Here is a 14314-nt window from a genome sequence, read left to right as displayed (position 1 = left end):
CGCCGAGGCCAGGGCGCAGCCCTGGGCCAGGTAGGCGCGGAAGCCGTCGGCGCCCGCGTGCTCGGCCAGGCGCCCCAGTTCGTCGGCCTCGGCGCCGCCCGTGTGCGTCGCGGCGAACCCCACACCGCTCCACAGGTCGGCCCGCCTGCCCGCCGGATAGGCCGCGATGGCGGCCGCCACGTCGTCCGGCGAGGCGCAGTCGTGATACCACAGCAGCCGGCCCAGGCCCTGGTCGAAGGTGGCGCAGTGGGCCCTCGTCAGCAGGTCGGGCATGGTCCGCTCGCCCACCATCCGGTCGGTGTGCTCCAGGCCCCGCTGGAACCCGTAGCCGTCGACGGCCAGCCACCTCAGCAGGGGATGGGCCCGACCGGCCCCGCGCAGCGGGCACAGGCGCAGCAGCGCGTACCCGCGTCCGGCGCCGAGATGGACGGCGTGGGAGTGGCGGCCGCCGGGGCCGTCCAGGAGCTCGCGCAGCCGCCGCCCCCTGGCCAGGCTGAGCAGGTCGAGCACCGTGCACGCGGCTCCCGCGCCCTCGTAGGCGAAGGGCCGCCGCTCCGGGGGCATCTCCTCGATCCGGCCGAGCTCGCGGGCGAGGGCGGCGTTGAAGCCGAGCACGTACGACTTCTCCGCGGTCTCGATCGCCGCCCGCGAGGGACCACGCCTGAGCCGGAACCTCCGCCGCCCCAGGTCCGCGTCGCCCTCGTCCCGAGCGAGCAGCCTCCGCCAGCCGCAGCCGACGTACGATGTCGTGCCCGTGTCGCCCACGCTTCCCCCGAAGACGCCTCGTACGGCCTCTCCCGAAGCTAGTGACCGCCTTGCGCCCATCGGCGGAGCCGCTCCGTTTTTCGCGGCAAAGAAGCCGCAAAACCCCTTGCGCCGGAGGCGCTGGATCAGGCACGGGCCGGAGTGCAGCCGCAGAGGTCGGGGTCGGAAGGGGAGACGGACGGCGCGGCGATGTCGCGGAAGAGCGCCGAGCCCGCGGAGAGGCCCTGGAGCGCGTCGGCGGCGAGGACCACGGCGGCGGCCGTGTAGCCGGAGCGCTCGTGCGGGAAGTGCCTGCGGTTGGCGAACTGCCAGCCCGTCCAGTACGAGCCGTCGTCGTGGCGCAGGTGCTGCATGTCGGCGAAGAGCCGCACCGCGCGTTCACGGTCGCCGAGCGCGTCGAGCGCCAGCACCAGCTCGCACGTCTCCGCCCCGGTCACCCACGGCTGGTCCGACACGCACCGGATCCCGAGGCCGGGCACCACGAACGTCGCCCACTCCCGATCGAGCAGCTCGAACGCCTGCGCGCCCCGCACCGCGCCGCCGAGGACCGGGTAGTACCAGTCCATCGAGAAGCGGCTCTTGTCGGCGAACGCCTCGGGATGGGCCGCCAGCACGTGGGCCAGCCGGTCGGCGGCCAGCTCCCAGTGCGGCTGCGGGTCGCCCAGGTGCTCGGCGAGCAGCACGCCGCAGCGCAGCCCCTGGTGGATCGACGAGCACCCGGTGAGCAGCGCGTACGCCGAGGCCCGCCCCCGCGCGTCACGCTCCCACACGATCTCGCCGCGGTCGGTCTGTAACCCCACGACGTAGTCCAGCGCCGCCTTGACCATCGGCCAGCGCCGCTCGGTGAACGCCTGGTCGCCCGTCACGAGCTGGTGGTGCCAGAGCCCGGCGGCGACGTACGCGGCGTGGTTGGACTCGCCGCCCCGCTCGACGCAGACGCCGCGGGCCACCTTCATCGGCCACGACCCGTCGTCGCGCTGGTGCCTGGCCAGCCACTCATAGCCGCGGCGCACCGGCTCGCCCAGCCCGGCGACCGTCATGGCCATCAGGCACTCGACGTGGTTCCAAGCGTCGACGTGCCCCTCCGGCCACGGCACGCCGCCGTCGCCCTCCTGGATCGCCGCGATGCTCAAGGCCGTCCGTACGACCTCCTCGCGGCCGATCACGCCGCGGGCTTCCTGACGTACAGCACCACGCTCTTGCCGATGAGCGGGTTGAGCAGCGCCTCGGCGACGCGGGTGGCGGCGGGGCGTTTCATGATGTCCCAGACGAGCAGCTCGTGGTACGCCTTGGCCAGCGGGTGGTCGTCGTTGTTGACGCCGACCGCGCACTTGATCCACCAGTAGGGCGCGTGCAGGCCGTGGGCGTGGTGGTGGGGCCCGATCTCGAAGCCGGTGGACTTGAGCTTGGCCGACAGCTCGGCGAGCGTGTAGATCCGCACGTGCCCGCCGGGAGCGGTGTGGTAGTCCTCGTCGAGCGCCCAGCAGATCCGCTCCGGCAGGAAGCTCGGCACCGTGATCGCGGCCGTGCCGCCGGGCCTGAGCACCCGGAAGATCTCCCGCATCGCGGTCATGTCGTCGGGGATGTGCTCCAGCACCTCCGCCGCGATCACCCGGTCGAAGCCGCCGTCCTCGAACGGCATGTCCAGCGCCGTGCCCTGGACGATCCGGCCGCCGGCGCCCGGCGGGACCTCACCGGCCTTGTCCATCGCCGTGAACATGGCGGCCACGCCGTCCAGCTCGGCCTGGTCCATGTCGAAGGCCACCACGTCCGCTCCGCGGCGCAGCACCTCGAAGGCGTGCCGGCCGCCACCGCAGCCGAGGTCGAGCACGCGCACGCCGGGTCCGACGGGCAACCGGGCGAAGTCCACCGTCAGCACTTGATCGGTCTCCTTGGGGTCGGGCGGGGGTGGGGGATTCAGCGTGTACGGCGAGCCGCGATGGCCTCGCGGTAGGCCTCGACGGTCCTCTTCGCGACCACGTGCCAGGTGAAGCGTTCCATGACCCGGTCGTATCCGGCCCTGCCCACGCGCTCCCGCTCCTCGGGCGAGTCGTGCAGCCGGCGCAGCACCGCGGCCAGCTCCTCGGGGTCGCCGGGGGAGACCTGGATCGCCGCGTCGCCGACCACCTCCGGCAGCGCGCCCGTGCGGCTGGCGACCAGCGGGGTGCCGCAGGCCATGTGCTCGACCGCGGGAAGCGAGAACCCCTCGTACAGCGAGGGCACGACCGAGATCTCCGAGGTGGCGATGAGCTCGCCCAGCTCGTCGTCGGAGATGCCGTGCACGAAGCGGACCCGCTCGCCCAGCGACAGCTCCTGCACCAGCCGCTCGGTGGGGCCGCCGGGGGTGGGCCGGCTGACCACGGTGAGGTTCACGTCGCGCTCGGTGGCCAGCTTGGCGACGGCCCGCAGCAGCGTGGCCACGCCCTTCATCGGCGAGTCGGCGCTGGCCACGGCGACGATCGAGCCCCTGCGCCGAGGCAGGTCCGGCCGAGGGTGGAAGTAGCGCGTGTCGACGCCGAGCGGGATCAGGCGCATGTTGGCCTGCGGGACGTTGAAGTCGCGGTGGATGTCGGCCAGCGATGACTCGCTGACCGTCAGGATCGGGCTCAGCCGGGGCGCCACCTTGGCCTGCATCCTCACGAAGCCGTACCACCGGCGCATGGTCAGCTTCTTCACGCCGCGCGCCGCCTCCAGCTCGATCCGGCGGTCGACGCTGATCGGGTGGTGGATGGTGCCGACCACGGGGAACAGCCTCTGGATGCCCAGCAGGCCGTACCCTAGGGTCTGGTTGTCCTGGACGACGTCGAAGTCGCCGACGCGCTTCCTCAGCTCGCGGCGGGCGCGCAGGGTGAACGTCAGCGGCTCCGGGAAGCCCGCCGTCCACATGGTGCCGACCTCGAGCCAGTCGATCCAGTCGCGGAACTCGTGCAGCTTGGGGGTCCTGAACGGGTCCTCGTCGCGGTAGAGGTCGAGGCTCGGCACCTCGTTGAGGATCACGCCCTCGTCGAGCTCCGGGTACGGCTGTCCGGAGAACACCTCGACGTGGTGCCCCAGCGCGACGAGTTCGCGGCTCAGGTGGCGGAGATAGACGCCCTGCCCTCCACAGGTCGGCTTGCTGCGGTACGACAGCAGCGCGATCCGCAAGGTGTTGTCTGGGTCGCCCACGCACACCCCTTTCTCCGCCGGTAGGCCCCTGCGACGGGCGTGTACCGTGAAAGATGACCTTAGTGCGAAAGGCTACCATTCGGTAGATTGCCGAGAAGTTGTTCCTCACCACTGCCGCAGGGCGTGCCAACTGCGACGTTGTCATGACCGAGCGTTATTCGGTAGAACGCGTTCTAGGCCGTCGTGGTGCTGTGCCGAGGCGCATAGCTGTACATTCCCACCCAAGCGGACGCGGTAGCGATATGGGAGGACCCGTTGGCCAGGCGCGCTCTGATCACCGGCATCACCGGCCAGGACGGTTCCTATCTCGCCGAGCACCTGCTCGGCGAGGGGTACGAGGTCTGGGGGCTGGCGCGCGGTCAGGCCAACCCGCGCGTGTCGCGGATGCGCAAGCTGCTGGCGGACGTACGGGTGGTGCGGGGCGACCTGCTGGACCAGGGGTCGCTGATCTCGGCGGTGGAGCGGGTGCAGCCCGACGAGGTCTACAACCTGGGCGCCATCTCGTTCGTGCCGATGTCATGGGAACAGGCGGAGCTGACCGCCGAGGTGACCGGGATGGGCGTGCTGCGCATGCTGGAGGCCATCCGGGTGTGCTCGGGCGTGTCCCGGCCGTCGTCGAGGGGTGGCGGCGCGAGCGGGCAGATCCGCTTCTACCAGGCCTCGTCCTCCGAGATGTTCGGCCAGGTCAGCGAGACGCCGCAGACGGAGAGCACCTCCTTCCACCCCCGCTCGCCGTACGGCGTGGCCAAGGCGTACGGGCACTTCCTCACCCAGAACTACCGCGAGTCGTACGGGATGTTCGCGGTCTCCGGCATCCTGTTCAACCACGAGTCGCCGCGCCGGGGCGCCGAGTTCGTCACCCGCAAGGTGTCGCTGGGCGTGGCGCGAGTCAAGCTCGGCATGGCGGACGAGCTGCGCCTGGGCAACCTCGAAGCGCGGCGCGACTGGGGGTTCGCCGGTGACTACGTGCGCGCCATGCACCTCATGCTGAGGGCTGACAGGCCCGAGGACTACGTGATCGGCACCGGCCGCATGAAGTCGGTCAGGGAACTCGTTGAGGCCGCGTTCGCGGCGGCCGGGCTCGACTGGGAGAGGTACGTCGTCACCGACCAGGCCCTGCACCGTCCGGCCGAGGTGGACCTGCTCTGCGCGGACCCCAAGAAGGCAAGGGTGCAGCTCGGCTGGGAGCCCACGGTGTCGTTCGACGAGCTGGTGGCGATGATGGTCGAGTCGGACATCAGGCTGCTCTCCGACGGCGGGGACCCCGACCAGGACAGCTCCTGGCCCTGATCAACACGGATGGATGTCTCCCTTCCTTCGTGCTGCCCCATTGACAAGGCAGAATTTTACGTAAAGGACCTTCGTGCTGCCCCATTGACAAGGCAGAATTTTACGTAAAGGATTGTTTTTGCGATGAGAGACGTCCTGTACCTGGAAGAGATCGAGCAGGCCGAGGCCCTGCTCAAGCCCCAGCGCGTCGAGGTGCTGCGGCAACTGGCCGAGCCGCGCACCTGCACCGAGGTGGCGGCGCGGCTCGGGCAGACGCCGCAGCGCGTCTACTACCACGTCAAGCGGCTGGTCGACGCGGGGCTGGTCGACCTGGTGTCGGAGCGCAAGGTGAGGGGCATCAACGAGGGCATCTACCAGGCCGGCGCCCGCTCCTACTGGCTGTCGCCGCGCCTGGTGGGCAGGATCGGCCTGCGAAAGGCGCGGGACGAGCTGAGCCTCGGCTACCTCCTGGACCTGATGGAAGAGGTCCAGGCCGACATCGCGGCGCTCGACCGCACGGCTCCGGAGCTGCCGTCGATCGGGGTGTCCGGAGAGATCCATGTGCGCCCCGAGGACCGCCAGGAGTTCCTGCGCGATCTCCAGACGACGCTGCGCGAACTGTTCACCAAGTACGGCGGGGCCGAAGGTGACGCCTTCAAGCTCGCCGTCGCCTGTTACCCCGCTGTCGCCGGCTCCCCTGCCGTCGCCAGCTCCCCCGACGTCGCCAGTGACCCCGACGTCGCCGATCACCTCGAAGGAGAAGACCATGAGTGAGCCGATGATCCTGCGTGCCCGCGTCCAGGCGCCGATCAAGGAGGTCAGGCACGCGCTGACCGACCCCGCGGCCATGCGCGTCTGGCTGGCCGAGCACGTGGAGGTGGATCCGCCGGAGCGCTACGCGTTCTGGGGCCGCCACACGCCCGAGGGCGACGCGCCGCACCAGCGGCTCCTGCACACCGACGACCGTACGGTGCGCTTCGCCTGGACCCTCGACGGCGTCGAGACGACCACCGAGTTCAGCGTGGAGGAGGACGGGCCCGGCGCCACCATCGTGTCGGTGTCGCAGAGCCACTACGACCACCAGGAGGCGCTCGAGGGCAAGAACATCCGCGGCGTCCTGCAGACGTACTGGTGCCTCGTGCTGGCCAACCTGGCCGAGCACTTCGACGGCCGCGAGCTCACGCCCAAGATCGACTTCACCGCTCGGGACCTGCGCGCCGGGGTGCTGATCGACGCCGCGCCGGGCGAGGTGTTCGAGTCGCTGATCGACTCCGAGGCGGCGAGCAGCTGGTTCGGGTACCCCATCGCGATCGAGCCGTACGTCGGCGGGCGCTTCGCCATGGGAGGCTTCGACAACCCCGACCCCGCGAAGATCCTGGAGCTGGAGACGGGCCGCAAGCTCTCCGTCGACTGGGGACCCGTCGGGGTGGGCACGTGGGAGCTGGAGGGCTCCGGCGGCAAGACCCGGCTGACGCTGATGCAGAGCGGGTTCGAGGGCGAGCTTCCTCCGTACGCGGCGTGGGGCGGCATCCTGGCCGGCCTGTCGGAGCTGCGGCGCTTCCACGAGGTGCCCGGCTGGCAGCCGATCTGGGTCGAGTAGGCATCCGAGGCGGTAGGGGCGGGGCTCACCTGTGGACGGCCGCCACTCGTCCACAGAACCACGCTCGGCGCCCCGCCCCGGCAGGCCCTCCCGCCATCCTGGCCCCGTGAACCCGCTCCACCCCCCGTCCCCTCTGCTCGGCCCCCCGTCCCCACTGCTCGGCCGCGCCCGCCGCGTCACGCAGGCGGTCCGCCACGCTGTCGTGTGCCGCCAGACGGCGGCGCACGTGTGGGGCCTGCACGCGCTGAGCCAGGGCACGCCCGACACCGACTGGCCGGTCGAGCTGATCGCGCCCGGCCACCTGGCGCTGCCCGGCTGCGTCACCCACGTTACACAGCTGGCCGCCCACGAGATCACCGTGCATCAGAGCGTTCGCCTCACCACCCTCGACCGCACGGCCCTCGACTGCGCCCGCTGGCTGCCACGCCTGGAGGCGGTCGCGGCCCTCGACCAGTTCGCCCGGCTGGGCGTGGACCTCGACGCCCTGTGGCGCCAGGCGCCCTCCTGGCGCCTGCGCGACCTGCTGGGCCTCGCCGACCCCGGCGCGAGATCACCACGGGAGAGCTGGCTCCGCGTCATCCTCGTGGACGGCGGCCTCCCCAGGCCCGCCACGCAGATCCGGGTGCCCCTCACCGCCGACCGCCACGCCTACCTCGACCTCGGCTGGGAGCCCTACCGCCTGGCCGTCGAATACGACGGCCAGGAGCATCACACCTCTCCAACCGACCAGCACCGCGACGAAGCCCGCCGCGACGAGCTGCGGCGGCTGGGGTGGCGGGTCATCCCCGTGCGCAAGGACGTCGTACCGGCCCGCACCGCCGCGCTCCTGGAGCACGTGGCCAACGCGCTCATCGAACGCGGCTGGCGCCCGGCCCCCGACCAGACCACCCGCATCCTCTCCCGCATCCGCGCCGCCCGCCGGAGACGCCGGTGACCGCTGCACCCCGCAGGACTTTCGGAGAGGAGCCCTCCCACGCGTACGGTCTCCACGGTCTCCACGGTCTCCACGCCCTCCACGGTCTCCACGGTCTTCCGGGAGGACGGCCAAGCCATTCACGGGCGGCTCGCACGCCGGGACGGTCGCCGGGCATTCCCAGGCCCTCACCCTTGGGCTGGACGGCTCGCGAGCCCCCCACAGGGCCCTCACCACGGACTGGGCGATCACAGGCCTCACCCTTGGGCTGGACGGCTCGCGCGCCCCCACTGGCCCTCACCCCGGACCGCACGGTGCACGAACGGCTGCGGGCCCCGTCAGCCGAGAAGGGCCTCTCTCAGCCGGCGCCCATGTACGCCCGGTGGTCGGGCGGTAACGCTGAGCCGTTCCCGACGGATGAACCACTGACAGTGCTCGGTTGATCACCGAGGGGGTGGGCGTGTCCGGGTTCGTCCGTGCGCTCGGCATGGTGCCGGTCGTCGTGGGGCTGGTCGTCGTGGGGCTGGCCGTCGCGCTCGGCGCCTGCGGGAGCGAGCCCGCCGGGCCCACCGGGCCGGGGTTCAGCGTCACCATGGAGCCAGGCGGCGGCATGTCCGGCACCCCTACCTTGGCCGGCTCCCCGACCGCGGGACCGTCACGCACCTCATCACCCTGGGCCTCCGCGGATCACACCTCGCCTCACCCGTCGCACACCCGGACCCGGACCCGTCGGCCCTGCCTGAGCGGCGGCGGCGACCCCGTCCTGCCGCCCTGCCCGTCCCCGGTGCCGTCCGGCACGCCGACGACGACCATCAGTGCCGCGCAGCCTACGGGCACCCCGGACAACTCTCCTTCCACCACGCCGTCACCGCAGGAGGACTCCTCGCCTGAGGTTCCGCCGTCCCCCGTTCCCACCTCGGCCCGATGACGGCGGCCGGCCCCGTGCCCGCGCCCCCACCGGACCCGACGCCCTCACCGGATCTGACGCCCTCATCGGACCCGATGCCCCCACCCGACTCGGCGCGCCCACCGGACCCGGCGCCCGCCTCGTCAGCGACGCCGGTCCCTGTGACGCCGGTCCCGTCAACGATGACCCCGTCGACGACGTGGCCTCCGTCCGCGACTTCACCTACGTCAGCGACAGCGGCCTCGACCGCGCCGCCTCCGTCAGCGGCGGCCTCACCGCCGCCTCCACCCGAGAGGCAGGGGGCACCGGAGGGGGAGAGGCCGCGGGAGGCGGAAGGCGCGACGGGAGACAAGGGCGCGGGACCGCGGGAGGCGGAAGGCGCCACGGGAGACAGAAGTGCGGGGAAGGGCCCGTTCGATGCGATTGGGCTGGTCACCGTGCTGGTCAGCGTGGGCGCGGCCGTCCTGCTCTACATGGGCTGGGCCTACCTCGACGGCTACCTGCGGCTGTTCAACCTTCGCCCCACCGACATGGGGTTCGGCGTTCACGAGTACGCCCTCTACGGCGTCAACCTGCTCTCGCCCAACGTCGCCCCCTGGCTGGCCGCCGTCCCGCTGGTCCTCGCCGCGGTGGCGCACCGGGCACGCCTGGCCGCGTTCGTCCCGGTACGGCTGCGCGCCGTGGGCCGGAGGCTCGCCGGCGGGAAGGCGGTCCGCCTGGTCGTGGACCTGCGCTTCGCCGGGGTCGTCCTGACCACGCTCGCCCTGGTGTTCGCGCTGATCGGGGTGAGCGCCGGCGGCGTGAGCACCTATCACGTGATCGTGCCGCTCGTCTTCGGCCCGCTCCTGCTCACCTGGCCTCTGCGCGGTCGGCCGTACAGCAGGGTGGCCTTCGCCACGAGCACCGGGATCGCGATCCTCTGCCTGCTGTGGACGGGCGGCCTGTACGCCCAGGAGCGCGGCGGCCGCAACGCCGAGCAGGTCGCCGCGACACTGGCCGGCCGCACCCAGGTGGCGATCTACTCGGCCGACACCCTCGCGCTCAACGCCCCCGGCGTGACGCCCGACCGTTTCCGCACGGGGGCCTTCAAGCACCGTTACACCGGCCTGAGGCTGCTCTTGGCCCGCGGCGAGCGCTACTACCTCGTCCCCTTGATCACGCTGGAGGAGTGGAAGGCGGGGGACGGGCGGACGTTCGTGCTGAAGGAGAACGACGACCTCCGCGTCGAGCTCATGCCCGGCACCCGCCGGGAGCAGCCGGGCTGAGCCAGACGACCGGCCCGGTGCCCGACGCGCGAGACCGTGCCCCGCCACGTACCCGGCGGGCAGGCCGACCTCGCCCAGTAGCAGCGTGCGTACGCCGCCTCGTGCGGGGAAGTCACCGGCAGGGCCCGCCACTCGATCCCGTACCGGGCCACGTAGCCGATCGCGGCCGGGAAGGGCCTCTCCCATCAGCGGAGGACTGGCGTGCCGTTCTTCCAGACCTGATTCACCAAGGGGACACCCGGCCGGTAGGCGAGGTGGAGGTGGGAGGGGGCGTCCAGGAGCACGAGGTCGGCGCGCGCGCCCACGGCGAGGTGGCCCACGTCCGTCCGGCGCAGGGCCCGGGCGCCGCCGAGCGTGGCCGCCCACAGGGCTTCCGCAGGTGTCATGTTCATGTCACGCACCGCCAGTGCGATGCAGAACGGGACGTTCGTCGTATAGCTCGACCCGGGATTGCAGTCGGTCGCCAGCGCCACGGTGGCGCCCGCGTCGAGCAGTCGGCGCGCGTCCGGATAAGGAGAACGAGTGGAGAACTCAGCACCAGGCAGCAGCGTCGCCACCGTGTCGCTGGAGGCGAGCGCCTCGACGTCCGTGTCACGGAGGTGCGTCACATGGTCGGCCGAGGCCGCGCCCAGCTCGACGGCCACGGCCACACCCGGCCCGGGCCCGAGCTGGCCGGCGTGCACCCTGGGCACGAGACCCCGCTCCTTGCCCGCGGTCAGGATCGCGCGGGTCTGGTCGCCGTCGAAGGCGCCCCGCTCGCAGAAGACGTCGATCCACCGGGAGTGCGGCGCGCACGCGTCCAGCATCGCGCCGCACACCAGCTCGACGTACGCGTCCGGCTTGCCCATGTACTCGGGGGGGACCACGTGCGCTCCGAGGTAGGTCACCTCGTCGGTGTGCTCGGCCGCCACGCGCAGGCTCCGTTCCTCGTCCTCGACGGTCAGGCCGTACCCCGACTTGCTCTCGACCGTCGTGGTGCCGGAGCGGAGCGCCTCGGTGACGAGCCGTCGCACGTTGTCCCGCAACTGCTCGTCCGTGGCGGCCCGGGTCGCCGCGACGGTGGTGCGGATACCGCCCGCCGTGTACGGCCGGCCGGACATCCGTGCCTCGAACTCGCGGGACCGGTCACCGGCGAACACCAGATGCGCATGGCTGTCCACGAACCCCGGGGTGACCGCCCGGCCACCGGCGTCCCACCTCTCGCGCGCCGCCCCCTCGGGCATCCGGGCTCGCGGGCCCGCCCATGCGACGAGCCCGTCCTCCACCACGAGCGCCGCGTCCTCCACCAGACCGAGCGCACCTTCGCCCAGCTCGGGGTCGTTGGTGACCAGCGACCCGATGTTGTCGATGAGGAACGAGCGATCGCTCATGTGTGTCCTCCGGTGATGCCGCGTGAGAGGCCGGTGTCTGAGGTGTTGGTGTTCGAGTGGCTTGCAACGGCGTGTGTCGTGGTGGGAGGCGTGGGGGTGGTGAGCGCGGTTATGGAGGAGGTCAGGGACTCCGGGACGTCGTCGATCAGGAGGTGCCGGCCGTTCGACACGATGCGGCGGCCCGCGACCACCACCTCGCGGATGTCCTCAGCCGTGGCGGCGAAGACGACCGACTCCAGGAGCGCGTCCGAGGGCGCACCGGCCATGCGCGCCGAGTCCAGCCCGACGGTCACGAAGTCGGCAGGGGCGCCCACCTCCAGGTGGCCCGCCTCCGGCCAGCCGAGTGAGGCGTGCCCGTCCGAGGTGGCCGCGCGCAGCAGGTCGGCCGCGAGCCAGTGGCCCCGGTGCCGGGTGGCGAGCCGTTCGTCCAGCTCCACGCCCCGCGCCTCTTGCACCAGGTCCACGACCGCGTTGCTGTCGCTGCCGAGCGACAGCGGGGAGCCCGCGTCGGCGAGCGCGCGGGCTGGGCCGATGCCGTCGGCGAGGTCCCGTTCGGTGGTGGGGCACATGCAGACGGTAGTACGCGACCCGCCGAGCAGGGCGATGTCCTTCTCGGTGAGGTGCGTGGCGTGCACGGCGGACGAGAGCGGGCCGAGCCCGCCGTGCTCCGCCAGCAGCGCCGCCGGGGTGCGCCCGTACGCGGCCAGGCACGCCTCGTTCTCCGCCACCTGCTCCGAGAGGTGGAAGTGCAGCGGTGCGCCACGTTCCCGTGCCCAGCCGGTGACCGTACCTAGCTGGTCGTCGGGTACGGCGCGGACGGAGTGGACGGCGGCGCCGATCCTGGCGTGGTCACCGCCCTTCAGCCCGGCGGCCCGCTCCGCCCAAGCATCGGCGTCCCGGTCGCCGAACCGCAGCTGCGGCCCTTCCAGCGGCCTGCCGATGCCTCCTCGCAGGTAGCAGGTGTCGAGCAGGGTGATGCGGATGCCCGCGTCGGCTGCGGCTGCCAGCAGCGCCTCGCTCATGGCGTTGGGAGAGGCGTACGGCCGACCGCCGGTGTCGTGGTGCACGTAGTGGAACTCGCCCACGCAGGTGATCCCGGCCAGCGCCATCTCGGCGTAGACGGCGCGGGCCAGGGCGTGATAGCGGTCCGGGGTGAGGCGGGCCGCGACGGCGTACATCTGCTCGCGCCACGTCCAGAAGGTGCCCCGCTCACGCTGGGTGCGCCCGCGCAACGCCCGGTGAAACGCGTGCGAGTGGGCGTTGGCCATCCCGGGCAGGGTCACCCCGCGCAGGTGCACGGCGTCGGACGGAGGTGCCGCAACCCCGGGTCTCGGTGTGGTGCCGGTTGGGGAGGGGGATCCGGCCTGGTGGAGGGCGGTGATGCGGTCGCCGGTCACCTCGACGACGATGCCGGGCACCGTGCGGTGGCCGCCCAGCCAGGCGTGGTCGGCGTAGTAGCGGGTCACTCGCATGCCAGGTCCTCCAGCACCGTGGCCAGGGCCGCCACCCCGGTCACGCAGTCCTCGACGGTGGCGTGCTCGGCGGGGCTGTGGCTGACGCCCGTCGGGTTGCGGACGAACAGCATGGCGGTCGGGACGGACGCCGAAAGGATGCCCGCGTCGTGGCCGGCGCCCGTGGGCAGCGCGGGCGCCCCGCCGAGGGCGGTCGTGATCCGGTCGCGCAGTTCGTCGCCGAAACGGACGACCGGAGTGGTGGACTCAGGGACGACCTCGACGCGCACGCCGTGCCCGGTCGCCGCCGTGCGGGCCGCGTCGGTGATCTCGTCCACCATCGCCCGCACCGTCTCGGCGTCGGGGGCACGCCCGTCGAGCCACGCGTCGACCCGTGACGGGATGGCGTTGGTGCCGTTCGGGTCGATCCGTACCTTGCCGAACGTGGCCAGCGCGCCCAGCCGCTCGGCCACGTTCCGGGCGGCCAGGACGGTGGAGGCGAACGGCAGCATCGGGTCGTGCCGGTCGGCCAGGCGGGTGGTGCCCGCGTGGTTGGCCTCGCCGTGGAAGGTGCAGCGCCAGCGGCCGTGCGGCCAGATGGCGCTCGCCACGCCGACCGGGGCGTTCAGATCGACCAGCCCTCGGCCCTGCTCGATGTGCAGCTCCACGAACGCGCCGATGCGTGACAGCGCCTGCTCGTCGCGGCCCAGCGTGCTCGGGTCGGCACCGGCGGCGCGCATCGCCTCGGCCAGGCTCACCTCGTCGCCGTCGCGCAGTGCCCGCGCGTCGTCCGGGGCGAGGATCCCGGTGAGCAGCCGGCTCCCGACACAGGCCACGCCGAAGCGGGCGCCCTCCTCGTCGGCGAAGTTCACGACGGCCAGCGGGCGGGTCGGCGTGACGCCCCTTTCGCGTAGTTCGTCCACGGCGAGGAACGCCGACACGACGCCGAGCGGCCCATCGAAGGCGCCGCCACCCGGCACGCTGTCCAGGTGGCTGCCGGTGACGACCGCGCCGGGGCCAGGGACGCCCCACCAGGCCCACTGGTTGCCGTTGCGGTCCAGCTCGTACGCCATGCCGCGCCGCGCGGCCTGCTCCTGGAACCAGCCGCGCAGGGCCAGGTCGACCGGCGTCCAGGCGAAGCGGTGGTAGCCGCCCGCGCCGCCGCCCCCGATCTGGGCCAGCTCCTGCCAGGCTTGCTCGAATCCGGCCATGAGTGTGGAGTCCCCCGCCTCGTGTACCGGTCCCTCGTGTCCCGGCTCCTCGTGTCCCGGCTCCTCGTGTCCTGGCTCGTGGCCCTCGTGCTCTGGCTCCCTGGGGGGTGGGGTGGTGTGCCTGGGGGTGCCCGAGGCGCGTTCCGTCACAAGGAGCCCCCGCCGGTCATCGGGATCGCGACGCCACGCTCCGTCGCGACCTCGGCGGCCCGGTCGTAGCCCGCGTCCACGTGCCTGATGACGCCCGTGCCGGGGTCGTTGGTCAGGACGCGCTGCAGCTTGTGGGCGGCCAGTTGGGTGCCGTCGGCCACCGCCACCTGTCCGGCGTGGATGGAGCGGCCGATGCCGACGCCGCCGCCGTGGTGGATCGATACCCAGGTCGCGCCGGAGGCGGTGTT

The 14314-nt window shown here is 72.4% G+C and carries 13 protein-coding genes and 1 pseudogene; 6 read left to right on the top strand and 8 right to left on the bottom strand.

The genetic code is table 11. The annotated features are described in order from the left end of the window. The 4 genes from DQW85_RS05650 to DQW85_RS05635 all read right to left on the bottom strand — a co-directional run. A partial coding sequence (locus DQW85_RS05650; RefSeq protein ID WP_113699353.1) for a DUF1702 family protein occupies positions 1-765 on the bottom strand: 765 nt, incomplete at its 3' end. Positions 766-890: 125 nt separating this feature from the next. Further along, complete coding sequence (locus DQW85_RS05645) at positions 891-1931, bottom strand: glycoside hydrolase family 15 protein (RefSeq protein WP_113699352.1); 1041 nt, start codon at positions 1929-1931, stop codon at positions 891-893. Further along, positions 1928-2644 carry a class I SAM-dependent methyltransferase gene (locus tag DQW85_RS05640; RefSeq protein ID WP_205314901.1) on the bottom strand — a complete coding sequence of 239 codons (717 nt, stop codon included), beginning with the start codon at positions 2642-2644 and terminating at the stop codon, positions 1928-1930. The genes DQW85_RS05645 and DQW85_RS05640 overlap by 4 nt, the downstream gene beginning before the upstream one ends. 38 nt (positions 2645-2682) lie before the next feature. After that, positions 2683-3930 carry a glycosyltransferase family 4 protein gene (locus DQW85_RS05635; protein ID WP_113699354.1) on the bottom strand — a complete coding sequence of 416 codons (1248 nt, stop codon included), beginning with the start codon at positions 3928-3930 and terminating at the stop codon, positions 2683-2685. A 255-nt stretch (positions 3931-4185) separates the two neighbouring features. Between DQW85_RS05635 and DQW85_RS05630 the strand changes: the two genes are divergently transcribed. The 6 genes from DQW85_RS05630 (at position 4186) to DQW85_RS05605 (ending at position 9884) form a co-directional block, all read left to right on the top strand. Next, a complete protein-coding gene (locus tag DQW85_RS05630; protein WP_113699351.1) occupies positions 4186-5220 on the top strand; it encodes a GDP-mannose 4,6-dehydratase in 1035 nt (344 codons plus the stop codon). A 123-nt stretch (positions 5221-5343) separates the two neighbouring features. After that, a complete protein-coding gene (locus DQW85_RS05625) occupies positions 5344-5973 on the top strand; it encodes a winged helix-turn-helix domain-containing protein (RefSeq protein WP_240196946.1) in 630 nt (209 codons plus the stop codon). Next, positions 5966-6799, top strand: a complete 834-nt coding sequence (locus DQW85_RS05620) for an SRPBCC family protein (protein WP_113699350.1) — start codon at positions 5966-5968, stop codon at positions 6797-6799. Before DQW85_RS05625 ends, DQW85_RS05620 begins: the two co-directional genes overlap by 8 nt. Before the next feature lie 106 nt (positions 6800-6905). Further along, complete coding sequence (locus DQW85_RS05615) at positions 6906-7733, top strand: DUF559 domain-containing protein (protein WP_162794755.1); 828 nt, start codon at positions 6906-6908, stop codon at positions 7731-7733. 418 nt (positions 7734-8151) lie between these two features. Next, a complete protein-coding gene (locus DQW85_RS05610; protein WP_113699348.1) occupies positions 8152-8640 on the top strand; it encodes a hypothetical protein in 489 nt (162 codons plus the stop codon). Positions 8641-9056: 416 nt separating this feature from the next. Further along, positions 9057-9884 carry a hypothetical protein gene (locus tag DQW85_RS05605; RefSeq protein WP_113699347.1) on the top strand — a complete coding sequence of 276 codons (828 nt, stop codon included), beginning with the start codon at positions 9057-9059 and terminating at the stop codon, positions 9882-9884. A gap of 185 nt (positions 9885-10069) precedes the next feature. Here the strand turns inward: DQW85_RS05605 and hutI are convergent, their stop codons facing one another. From hutI to DQW85_RS05585, 4 genes and pseudogenes are all read right to left on the bottom strand, one after another. Beyond that, positions 10070-11254 (bottom strand): imidazolonepropionase, encoded by a 1185-nt coding sequence (hutI, locus tag DQW85_RS05600; RefSeq protein ID WP_113699346.1) that lies wholly within the window; start codon positions 11252-11254, stop codon positions 10070-10072. Then, on the bottom strand, positions 11251-12726 hold the full coding sequence (locus tag DQW85_RS05595) for a formimidoylglutamate deiminase (RefSeq protein WP_113699345.1): 1476 nt from the start codon (positions 12724-12726) through the stop codon (positions 11251-11253). The genes hutI and DQW85_RS05595 overlap by 4 nt, the downstream gene beginning before the upstream one ends. Continuing rightward, a complete protein-coding gene (locus DQW85_RS05590) occupies positions 12717-13916 on the bottom strand; it encodes an allantoate amidohydrolase (protein ID WP_113699344.1) in 1200 nt (399 codons plus the stop codon). The genes DQW85_RS05595 and DQW85_RS05590 overlap by 10 nt, the downstream gene beginning before the upstream one ends. A gap of 146 nt (positions 13917-14062) precedes the next feature. Beyond that, positions 14063-14314, bottom strand: a pseudogene (locus DQW85_RS05585) (urocanate hydratase); the annotation flags it as partial.

It is taken from the genome of Nonomuraea lactucae (assembly GCF_003313395.1).
Taxonomy (GTDB): Bacteria; Actinomycetota; Actinomycetes; order Streptosporangiales; family Streptosporangiaceae; genus Nonomuraea; species Nonomuraea lactucae.
Note: the sequence above shows the minus strand (reverse complement) of the source record. Positions and strands in the feature narration are given on the sequence as shown.